We start from the raw sequence: 11,771 nt of genomic DNA, 5'->3' as shown, positions 1-11,771 counted from the left end.
CGCGCCCCCCCCCCCCCCCCCCCCCCCCCCCCCCGGACCCGTCAGGCGCGGCCCGTGAGCACCCGCGCCTCGGCCACCAGGTAGATCGACCCGGTCACGAGGACGGCCGCGCCGCGCTCCACCTCGCGCTCGGCGAGGTCGGCCGCCAGGGTCACGGCCTCGTCCAGCCGCTCCCGGACGTGCACCCGGTCCTCGCCGAACACGTCGACGGCGATCTCGGCCAGGTCGTCGACCTCCATCGCCCGCGGGTTGGACGCCCGCGTCACGACGACCTCGGCCAGGTACGGCTCCAGCACCGCGAGGATCGCCTCGGGGTCCTTGTCCGCCATCGCGCCGACGACGCCGACGATCCGCTGGAACGCGAACGCCTCCTCGACCGCCGCGACCAGCGCCTCCGCGCCCGCGGGGTTGTGCGCGCCGTCGACCAGGACGGTCGGGCTGGACCGGACCAGCTCCAGGCGGCCCGGCGAGTCGACGTCGGCGAACGCCACCTCGACGACCGACCCGTCCAGCGCCCCGCCGCCCGCGATCAGCGCCTCGACGGCCGCGAGCGCCGCGAGCGCGTTGTGCGCCTGGTGCTCCCCGTGCAGCGGCAGGAACACGTCCGTGTAGACGCCGCCGGTGCCGCGCAGCGTGAGCAGCTGCCCGCCCACCGCGACCTGCCGGTCCACCACGTCGATGTCGACGCCCTCGCGGACCACCCGCGCCCCGTGCTCGGCCGCGGCGTGCAGGATGACGCCCTCGGCGTCCTCCTGCTGCGTCGACAGCACGAGGGTGGCGCCGTCCTTGACGATCCCGGACTTCTCCCCCGCGATCTCGACGAGAGTGTGCCCGAGCCACCGCTCGTGGTCGTAGGCGACCGGCGTGATGACCGCGACCTCGCCGTCGGCGACGTTCGTCGCGTCCCAGCGTCCGCCCATGCCGACCTCGACCACCGCGACGTCCACCGGCGCGTCCGCGAACGCCGCGAACGCCATGACCGTGAACACCTCGAAGAAGCTCAGCCGCGGCCGGCCGGCCTCCTGCTCCCGGACGTCGACCATGTGCACGTACGGCGCGACGTCCTGCCAGGTGGCGACGAACGCCTCGTCGGAGATCGGCTCCCCGTCGATGGCGATGCGCTCGGTCACCCGGTGCAGGTGCGGGCTGGTGAACCGGCCCGTGCGCAGCCCGTGCTCGCGCACCAGCCGCTCGACCATGCGCGCGGTCGACGTCTTGCCGTTCGTGCCCGTGAGGTGCACGACCCGGTACGCCTTCTGCGGGTCCCCGAGCAGCTCGCACACCGCCGCGACCCGGTCGAGGGTCGGGTCGATGTCGTGCTCGGGCGCGCGCTCGAGGATGCCGGCGTACACCTCGTCGGCGGCGCGGCGGGCCGCCGCGGCGGCCTCGTCGCGCTGGTGGTCCGCTCCCCCGCGGCCCTTCGCGGCGGCCATCAGGCGGCCACCCGCTCGACGCCGACGGTGAGCTCGGAGCCCGAGTCCTCGACGACCACCTCCGTGGCCAGCGTCTCCCGCGCGATGAACTCCCGGTGCGCGTCGACCGCCGCGCGGTGCTCCGCCGGGACGCCCAGCGTGAGCCGGATCCGGTCGGTGACCACGAGGTCGGCCGCCTTGCGGGCGTCCTGCACCGCGCGGACCACGTCGCGGGCGTAGCCCTCGGCGAGCAGCGCCTCGTCCAGCGCCAGGTCGAGGACCACGAACCCGCCCGAGGGCAGCACGCCCGCCGCCAGCGTCGGGGCCTCGCCCTCGGCCGTCGTGACGTCGATCGTGGTCGTCAGCTCGTACTCAGACGGCTGCATCGGGACGTCGCCGTCGTCGGTGCGCACGACCACCGTGCCCTCGGCGTCGGTCGACCAGTCCCCGGCCTTCGCGGCGCGGATCACCGCCTGGACGCCCCGGCCCAGGCGCGGGCCGGCGGCGCGGGCGTTCACCGCGAGGTTGCTCCGGACCGCGACGCCGCCGGCGGCGGCCTCCTCGACCGTCGAGAGCGCGACGTGCTTGACGTTGAGCTCGGCCGCGAGCAGGTCCGCGAACGGGGCCAGCGCCCCGGGCGTCGCCGTGGCGACCCGCAGCTCGTTCAGCGGCTGGCGGACGCGCAGGCCGTTGGCCTTGCGCAGCGCCAGCGCCGCCGACACCGCCTCCCGGACGCCGTCGACCGCGGCGACCAGGTCGTCGTCGGCCGCGAGCGCCCGGTCGTCCGCCGAGCCGTCACCCAGGGTCGGCCAGTCGGTCAGGTGCACCGAGCGGTCGCCGGTCAGGCCGCGCCACACCTCCTCGGAGAGCAGCGGGGCCAGCGGCGCCATGACGCGGGTCAGCGTCTCGAGCGAGGTCCACAGCGTGTCGAACGCCGCGGCGTCCTCCGACCAGAACCGGTCGCGCTGCGTGCGGACGTACCAGTTGGTCAGCAGGTCCAGGTGCACCCGGACGGTCTCGCAGGCGCCCGGCACGTCGTACGCGTCGAGCTGCGCGGTCACGGTCTCGACGAGCTTCCGGGTCCGGGCGAGCACGTACCGGTCCATGGTGGTGACCGGGGTGTCGGGCGTGACCCGGCCGGCGGTGAGGCCGGTCCCGTCGTTCGCCGCGTTGGCGTACAGCGCGAAGAAGTACCAGGTGCTCCACAGCGGGAGCAGCACCTGGCGGACCTCCGAGCGGATGCCCTCCTCGGTGACGACCAGGTTGCCGCCGCGCAGGATCGGCGACGCCATGAGGAACCAGCGCATCGCGTCCGAGCCGTCGCGGTCGAACACCTCGTTCACGTCCGGGTAGTTCCGCAGCGACTTGCTCATCTTCCGGCCGTCCGAGCCCAGCACGATGCCGTGCGAGACGGACGTGCGGAACGCCGGGCGGTCGAACAGCGCCGTCGCCAGCACGTGCAGCAGGTAGAACCAGCCGCGGGTCTGCCCGATGTACTCGGTGATGAAGTCGCCCGGGTAGTGGTGCTCGAACCAGTCGGCGTTCTCGAACGGGTAGTGCACCTGGGCGAACGGCATCGACCCGGAGTCGAACCACACGTCCAGCACGTCCGGGATCCGGCGCATGGTGCTCTGCCCGGTCGGGTCGTCCGGGTTCGGGCGGGTCAGCTCGTCGATGAACGGCCGGTGCAGGTCGGGCTCGCCGGCGTCGTTCAGCGGCAGCCGGCCGAAGTCGGCCTCCAGCTCGGCGAACGAGCCGTAGACGTCGATGCGCGGGTGCGCCGGGTCGTCACTCACCCACACCGGGATCGGCGTGCCCCAGTACCGGTTCCGGGACACCGACCAGTCGCGGGCGTTCGCGAGCCAGTTGCCGAACTGGCCGTCCTGGATGTGCTCCGGCACCCAGGAGATGTCCTGGTTGAGCTCCACCATCCGGTCCCGGAACGCGGTCACCTTCACGAACCAGGACGACACGGCCTTGTAGATCAGCGGGTTCCGGCAGCGCCAGCAGTGCGGGTACGAGTGCACGTACGACGCCTGGCGCAGCAGCCGGCCGTCGGCGCGCAGCCGCTGGGTGATCGGCTTGTTCGCCTCGAAGACCTGCTGGCCCTCGAAGTCGGGCACGAGGGACGTGAACTTCCCGCCCTCGTCGACGCTCAGCACCGTCGGGATGCCGACGGCCTCGCAGGTCTCCTGGTCGACCTCGCCGTACGCCGGGGCCTGGTGCACCACACCGGTGCCGTCCTCGGTCGTGACGTAGTCGGCGAGCAGGATCTGGAAGCCGTGCTCGGCCATGCCCGGCTGGTCCGCCAGGTAGTCGAACAGCCGCTCGTACCGGACGCCGGCCAGGTCGGCGCCGCGCACCTCGCGGGTCACGGCGGCGAGCGCGTCGTCGGCGGAGTCGTAGCCGAGGTCCTTGGCGTAGCCCTTGACGAGGTCGCGGGCGAGCAGGAACGCGCCGGCGGTGGCGCTGGTGCCGTTCGGGCCCGCCGGGACCACCGCGTAGGTGACCTCGGGGCCGACCGCGAGCGCCGAGTTGGTCGGCAGGGTCCAGGGCGTGGTCGTCCAGGCGAGGGCGGCGACGCCGTCGAGGCCGAGCTCGGCCGTACGCTCGCCGGTCAGCGGGAACGTGACGGTCACCGTCTGGTCCTGGACGTCCTTGTAGACGTCGTCGTCCATCCGCAGCTCGTGGTTCGACAGCGGCGTCTGGTCGTTCCAGCAGTACGGCAGCACGCGGTAGCCCTCGTACGCCCAGCCCTTGTCGTAGAGCTGCTTGAACGCCCAGATCACCGACTCCATGAACGTCGGGTCGAGCGTCTTGTAGTCGTGCTCGAAGTCCACCCAGCGCGCCTGGCGCGTCACGTACACCTGCCACTCGTCGGTGTACCGCAGCACCGACGTCCGGCAGGCGTCGTTGAACGCCTTGATGCCCATCTCCTCGATCTGCGCCTTGTCGGTGATGCCGAGGATCCGCTCCGCCTCGAGCTCCGCCGGCAGGCCGTGCGTGTCCCAGCCGAACCGGCGCTCGACGCGGCGGCCCCGCTGCGTCTGGTACCGGCCGACGATGTCCTTGGCGTACCCGGTCAGCAGGTGGCCGTAGTGCGGCAGCCCGTTCGCGAACGGCGGCCCGTCGTAGAACACGAACTCGTTGGCGCCGTCGGTGCCGGCGTCACGGGCGTCGATCGACGCCTGGAACGTGCCGTCGGACTCCCAGTACGCGAGGACGTCCTTCTCCAGCGCCGGCAGGTCCGGGGACGCGGGCAGGCCGAAGGACGCGCCGGGCGCGACGGGGGCGGCGTGCTTGCCGCTCGGGGTGCGGTGCAGCGGATAGGCCATGGCGGATGGCGCTCCTGGTGGTCGGCGGGCCCGGGGGCTCGCGGTGCGGTGGCGGATCCACGGGGACGACGCCCGCCCGGCTCTCGCCCGGTGCGCACCGCGGTACCACCCCGCTTGCCGATCGCCGGGTCCCGCCGGGGGCGGGGTCGGCGCGCGACCACTCTTCGCTGCGGCTGTGACGGGCCTGCCCCGTCCGGGTCTACTGGGGGCGCGTCGCGTGCGTGCTGCGGCTCGCCCTGTTCTTCCGGAGGCTCCCCGGTGATGGCCGGATCGGTGCCTGTGGGGACGAGTGTAGCGAGGGCGTCCAGGGGGTGCGCAGCCGCTCTCCCGCACGGCCCGGTTGCGATCGAGCGGCGCGTCGTCGCGCCTGCTGATCACTCGCCGACTGCCGAGAACGGTCCCGTGAGGAACAGCTCGATCGGGAGGACGTCCGGGTCATCCGGGCACGGATCGATCAGCAGCCGGGTCCAGTCGGGCTCCCCGAGGTAGTAGGCCGCGTCCACTCCGATCTCGTCCTCCTCGATGGTCACGACGAAGCTCGCGTAGCCGTCCCACTCCCACTGCGCTCGTCCCGACAGCCGTTCACCCTCGGGCACACCCGTGTCGCAGGAGACGTCGCCCACGAGCATGTCGGTCACCTCGGCGCGACCGTCCTCGTCGAGAGTGAGGGATGTGCCGTCCTTCTGCCAGGTCAGCGGCAGCGTCCAGTCGGGCTCACCCGTTCCCGTCGTGCACCCGGCGAGGGCTGCGAGCGACGCCGCGCAGCAGATGACTCGCACCCTTCGCCTCATCGAACGCGACCCGCTGCCCGCAGCTCGCTCTGGACCGCGTCGCTGTTGAACCACGAGACAAACTGATCCTGGGTCATGCCTTGAGGATAGGAGTCGACGAGTTCATAGCCAAGGCGTGTCGCGATGTCGTCAGCCGTTGCCTTTGCGCCAGATCCCGGCTGGTTTGCCGCCGCGGTGGCGTTTTCGAGCGACAGCCCGAAATTGTGAGCCATCGCTCCGTAGGCGATGTTGCCGAAGACGTCGTAGTAGACCTCTTCCCCGGCGTCGGTCTCAAACCACCCATGCTTTTCGGATTGCACATCGAACTCAACCCTGAGGTACTCTTTCGCGTCCCACGTGGACCGTGGCTCAAAAAGAGCTCTCATGCGAAGCAGCATCGAAGCAACTCCGCCACCTTCGAAACTCGTTCCCACATTCCATGCGAGCCCGAAGCCGTGTACGTAATCTCCACTCTGAACCGCCATGGCCTGCGTGGTCATGTCGTTCAAGAGACTCGGGTTCGATCTTCCGACCCTGGAAAAGGTCTGGCCGTCGGGGCTGGACATCCATCTATCCATGAGGCGATACGTCGATTTTGCCGCCTGCGTCGCGTACCGAGGACGAGACTTGGGCATGCGCGCCGGATTTGCAAACGTGACTTTCGAATCCTCCCCACCCGACACACCCGGCCGCCAGTTCGCGGGATAGGCGGAGGATCGCCGCTTATTGCCCCAGTCACCGGCCTGGTTGCTTGCAAGCCCAGTGGGATCGGAGTACTTGACAGGATTGTTATTGCCATAGGAGTACGCGGCCCACTGCTGCGGCTCTCCTAGCTCCATGACAGGATCGACCGAGACAAATCGACCGGTGTCCGGTTCGTACATCCGCGCGCCGACCGATAGCAGCCCTGTCGAGTCGACGGGCCTGTCGAGGAATCCATGGTCGCCGGACCACGTGTCTGAACCCGGCCCACGGGTGGTGCCGTACGGGTCGAAGCGTCGCTTCGTGACCACCGCGGTGGCGTTCGCGATCGACAGCTCGGCTGTCCCGTGGGGGTCGTTCACCAGGCTCGATACCGTCGACGCCAGCTTGCCCGTGCGCACCGCCACGGTCTGCCCCCGGAACGAGTAGTACCGCATCGCGGTGACGGCGCTAGTCGCGGCCGTGAGCGTGACCTCCTGTCCACCGGGCAGGTAGACAGTCACGGTTCCGTTCTGCCTGCGGACGAGCCGCTCGCCGTCGGCCGTATACACATATGACGATTGCTCGCCGTCGACCGCCACGCCGGTCAGCCGCCCCTCGGCGTCCCACTCGAGCGTCTGCTCCGCCTCTCCCGCGAGCGCCCGCGACGTCGTGCTTCCCGTGGCGTCGTAGTCGTACGTCGAGGTCGCCGTGGTCCCGTCGGGCGCCGACGCCGTGATCGACTGCACCGCGTGCGGCAGCGCCGCGCCGGCGGTCGGGTAGGTGAACGTGCGGGTGGTGGACCCCTCGGCGGTGTGCTGGACGTCGGTCGCCCGGTTGCCCGCCAGGTCGAAGGTGTAGTCCGTCCAGTACGGCGCCGCGCCGCCGAGCGCCTCGACCGTCGGCGCCACGGCGCAGTTGGCGTCCGCGGGTGTCCAGGCCGACGCCAGACGATTGAGGCCGTCGTACGCGTAGCACTGGGCGTCGATGGCGTCGTTCGTCGGTCGGTCGACCGTCGACAGCGTGTTACCCGCCGCGTCGTAGGAGTACGTCAGGTCCATGGCGTTGCCGTCGACGCCCTGGTGGACGAGCCACGTCCTCGACAGGCGCTGCGTGCCGTACTCGTAGTCGTAGTTGAGGTAGTTCGCCGACGCGTTGCCCAGGTCCTGCTGCAGGAGCTGGCCGTACGACGAGTAGAGAGTGCCCGCGACGTAGACGCCCCAGCCGGCACCGCCCGTCATCCACTCGGGCTGGTTGGCCGCGTCGTAGTGGGTGGTGACCGTCTCCGCCGTGAGGTTGCCTGCCGCCGGCAGCTTCACCCCGACGGGCTGGCCGTCGACGGCGTAGGTGTACCCCGTGGTGTACGTGCCGGCGAGACCACCCTCGGCCGACGGCAGCGTGACCGACCTGCCCAGCGGCCGGTAGCCGTCGTCGTACCCCGTGACGGCCGTGACGTACGCGGCGGTCCCGACGTACCGGGTCGACGACGTGAGCTGACCCTTCGCGAGGGTGTCGTAGGTCCACTCGGCGAGCAGCGGACCGGTCGTCGAGTTCTGACGCTCCGACCGCTTCCGCCCGAGCGCGTCGTACGCGTACGTCAGCGTCACCCCTCGCGCGTCGGTCGTGGACAGGAGCTGGCCCGCGTCGTCGTAGGTGCTGGTGGTCGCGCCCTTGTCGGGGTCGACGGATCCCGTCTTCCTCCCTCGCAGGTCGTACGTCGACGTCCACGCGTTGCCCGCGGCGTCGCGGACCGTCGTCAGCCGACCCGCGCCGTCGTAGGCGTAGGTCGTCGCCTCGAACGTTCCCGTCGCGCTGTCCGCGAGGTACTGGCGCAGCTCGGTGGTCTGCCCCCGAGCGTCGCTGATCGTCGTGCGCGGGACGCCTCCCTGCGGTGGCACGACCGTGACCCGGTCACCGCCGTAGCTCGTGGTCGTGCGCCACCGCTCCTGCTCGCCGACGTCGGTGATCTGGACGGTCTGCCGCCCCGCACCGTCGTAGACGAACCGGGTGCGCGACGGCACGGCCTCGGTCGGCGCCACGAGCGTGGCGGCCGGCGCGCCGGTGGTGAACCACTGCCCGTTGCTGAACGCGACCAGGCCGCGGCTGTCGTAGACCGTGTCGGTCACGACCCGGCCCGCGGTATCGCGGGCCAGCGAGGGCGACTGCGTCTGCCGGGACCGGCCGAGGCCGTCGAACAGCTCGACAGTGGTCGCGTACGTCCCGGTCGCCGTCAGGGACGCGGTCGTGATCGCGTCGACTGCCGTCGCGGACACCGTGTACGCGTACGTCCGGTTGGCGGTCTGGGTCGCCTGCGGCCGACCCGGGAGCCAGACGGCCGTCGTCCGCCCGAGGGCGTCGTAGGTCGCCGAGGTGACCTTGCCGTTCGGGTCGGTCTCCTGCGTCGCCGCACCCCAGGCGGGGTTGACGGTCGTCGTGGTCGTCAGCGGGGTCGCCGACCCGGAGCCGTCCGGGTCCGGGGTGGTGACGACGGTCTTCGTCAGGGGGCCGCCGGTCGTCGGCGTGTAGGCCGTCGTGGTCGTCCGGTTGAGGGCGTCCGTGGAGGTCAGCGGCCGACCCTGGGCGTCGTACGTCGCGCGCGACTGCGTGACGTAGACGGGCGTGGCGCCGTCGTAGGAGGCGACGGCCTGAGTCGTGGTGACCAGGCCGCGCGTCGGGGCGACGCCGTAGACGCCACCGTCATACGACGTCCGCACGTCGCTGAGGACGTCGCCGGGACGTGACGTGGTGGCGCCGCAGGCGACACCGACCGTCTCGACGCGCTTCACGGTGGCGACGAGGTTCGCCGTCGCGTTCCGGACGTACTCGGTGCGGGTGCACCGGTCGTCCGCCGCCGTCGTGACGTCGCCCTGGTCGTCGACCTGCGTCGGCACGCCGTACGTCGGGTCGAACGTGGTGACGGTTCGCGTCGTGCGCCGGTCGCCCGGCAGCTCGGGCGCCGCGACCCGCGCCTCGCTCGTCTGCACGCCGACGAACCGCGCGGTCCTGCCGTCCGCGCCCGTGGCCGTAGGGCCGGAGACCCAGGGCGAGGTGAGCGCACCGGAGACCTCCGCGCCGCCCACGCCGTCGTAGGTGATCTCCTCGCGGACGAAGCCGTTGAGGTGGTCCTGGTCGGCGATGCCGTCCACCTGGACGCTGCGGGTACCGCCACCCGGGGCGCGGTCGCCGTCCATGCCGCGGAAGTACCGGTACCGGGTCAGCGACCGGCGCGGCTCGCTCGGGGCACCGGTGATGACGTCCACCGTGCCGTAGCCGCGCCACTGGTTCCACGTCCGCTGCCCGGCGGGCACCAGCGGGTTGTCGTCGTACCGCCACGCCGGGTCGCCGACGTACGAGTAGTGCGTCTCCGTCGCCGCGGACAGCGTGTCCTTCGCGTCGGCGACCACCGACTCCACCAGGTACTTGTGGAAGTACTCCGTGATGGGGCCACCCGTCCCCTCCGGGTACCAGGTGACGGGGAAGCAGCGCCGGGTGTTGCTGTCCGCCGACGCCGGCAGCGAGGCGGTGGTGCAGTCCTGCGGCGTGTAGTTGACCGACGTCGTGGAGCCCGACTCGCTGTCGATGGAGCTGATCCGGTACCGGTTCATGGGCGGGCCGGCGTCGCCGGTCCGGTCGACGCGGTTCGCCATCTGCACGCCGCGGATCACGACGTCCGGGAGCGTGATCGCGGTGCCGACCGTGCCCTTGTGCCCGATCCGCGACAGCCAGAGCGCGGCGTTGGTCGCGTCGCCCGGGTCCGGGAACGTCTGCGTCAGGGTCCAGGCGTCGACGTTCTGGTAGGTGGTGCCCGTCGTCAGGACGCGGGTCGTGACCGTGGTGAGGCGCTTGCGGGTGAAGAACGCGGGCGACATCTGCGTGGGGCACGTCGTCGTCGACGTGCAGATGAGGTCGAACGGCACGTCGGGCCACGACTTCGCGTTGGCCTTGGTGAGCTGCCCCGGGTCGCACGTGATCGACCCGGACGGGAGGCAGCGCTCGGCCACGGCGAAGTCCACGCGCTGCGGCGCGGCCGACGCGGTCTCCGAGCCGGCGCGCTGGCCGTAGTCGATCCGCGCGAGGTAGCCGCCGCGGGTGTACGTGGACACCGCGGTGTTGAGGTTGCGGCCGTAGCTGTTCGTCTCGGCGGCGTAGAAGTACGTCATCGAGTTGCCGGAGGTGTCCACGACGTACTCGAGGTTCCACCGCCACGCCTGGTTGCACCAGGACGACGCGAACGCCGTGGCGTAGCACGGGTCCGTCGGGTGGTTGCCGAACACCGGGACGGTCCACGCGGAGTTGAGCGCCGTGGTGTCCGTCGCCGAGCGACGGCCGCGGCCGAACACGTACTGGGTGCCGTCGGTCGCGGTGACCTTCCAGTACTCGCCGTCGTTGTCGCCGTTCCAGCCGCCGGTCAACCGCTCGACGCGCGTGCCGTCGTCCTGCTTCAGCCGCCAGCCGCCGGTGGCGGCGTCCTTGACGAGAGCCGACGCCGACCCCCCGAGCACCAGCGTGGCGTTGTCGGTCGACCAGCAGAGGTCGCCGGTCTTCCGCGTCGCGTTGTTGCCTCCGGACATGTCCTGCGAGCAGGGCACGTACGTGCGCTCGACGAAGCCCGGGCTCATGTCCCAGCCGTCACCGATCCAGGACGTCTGGTTGTTGGTCGACGCCACCCGGCCGTCGAGCGAGCCCGAGGAGTAGCTGAGCGCGAGGTCCGGCGCGGGGCCGGCGGCGACCGGGGGCACCCGCAGCGGGTACGACCACGCGAAGTCGCCGGTCTGCTCGGACACCTGCCAGCTCGCCGACGGCGACAGCGGGGTCGCCGACCAGTTCCCCGTCGACCCCTGGGCCGCGGCCGTGACCGCCATGACGCCGAACGAGGTCGGCGCCACCCTTGCGCTCACGGTGTCCGCGACCGGGTCGTTCGTCGACTCGACGGGCGTCTGCGTGCGGCACCGCGCTACGTCCGGGGTCGTCACGGCGCAGTCGGGAAGACGCACGAGCCGCAGGCGGGACGACCAGTCGCCGCCGAAGGCCCCCGCGAAGTCCGCGTAGTCGACGGTCAGGTCCACGGCGCCGTCACCGGAGCGCTGGTCCGCGTCACCGACCTGCAGGAGCACTCCCGTCAACCCCACCGCGGCAGCGGCGTCCTGGCCGAGGACCTCCACGTCGACCGCGGAGGCCTTCGAGGAGGAGGACCTCGACCCGACGGCCTCGGCCGCGCGCGCCCGGACCGTCCCCTCCGACGTCCGGGCCCAACCGCGCGACAACCGGCCCGTGGCCGAGCGGTCCACCGACACGGTGGAGGGCTCCGGCCACGCGACATCGGCCGGAGCCACGGCCTCCATCGGGGGTGACTGCCCCTCGTCCGGCTCGAGCTCCACGCTGGCGAGCGGATCGGTCGCCTCCCGCTCGGGTGCGGCCTCGGCGCTCTGCGCGCGTCGCTCGTCGTCGCTCGGGAGCGTCTCCCCCGCCGCCTGGGCGGCCGGCATCCCGCTGGCCAGCAGCGTGAGCACGGCGACGGCGACGGTGGCACGGCGACCCAGCGCCGACGGACGCGCAACGATCATGGACGGACC

At 71.7% G+C, this 11,771-nt stretch carries 4 protein-coding genes; all 4 read right to left on the bottom strand.

All coding sequences use genetic code 11. The features are described from left to right. Positions 1-41: 41 nt before the first annotated feature. Positions 42-1,433 carry a bifunctional folylpolyglutamate synthase/dihydrofolate synthase gene (locus tag AC3WUG_RS12925; RefSeq protein ID WP_492328034.1) on the bottom strand — a complete coding sequence of 464 codons (1,392 nt, stop codon included), beginning with the start codon at positions 1,431-1,433 and terminating at the stop codon, positions 42-44. After that, positions 1,433-4,747, bottom strand: coding sequence for an isoleucine--tRNA ligase (gene ileS, locus AC3WUG_RS12920; protein WP_492328033.1), 3,315 nt, complete (start codon positions 4,745-4,747; stop codon positions 1,433-1,435). The genes AC3WUG_RS12925 and ileS overlap by 1 nt, the downstream gene beginning before the upstream one ends. A 374-nt stretch (positions 4,748-5,121) precedes the next feature. Then, a complete protein-coding gene (locus tag AC3WUG_RS12915) occupies positions 5,122-5,526 on the bottom strand; it encodes a hypothetical protein (RefSeq protein ID WP_492328032.1) in 405 nt (134 codons plus the stop codon). An 8-nt stretch (positions 5,527-5,534) separates the two neighbouring features. After that, entirely contained in the window at positions 5,535-11,762 is a 6,228-nt protein-coding gene (locus tag AC3WUG_RS12910) for an RHS repeat-associated core domain-containing protein (protein WP_492328031.1), read from the bottom strand. Positions 11,763-11,771 lie beyond the last annotated feature (9 nt).

The organism is Cellulomonas sp. EB106-03-03-XG116, assembly GCF_058792015.1.
The sequence above is the reverse complement of the archived record's forward strand: the minus strand, read 5'-3'. Positions and strand labels throughout refer to the sequence as shown.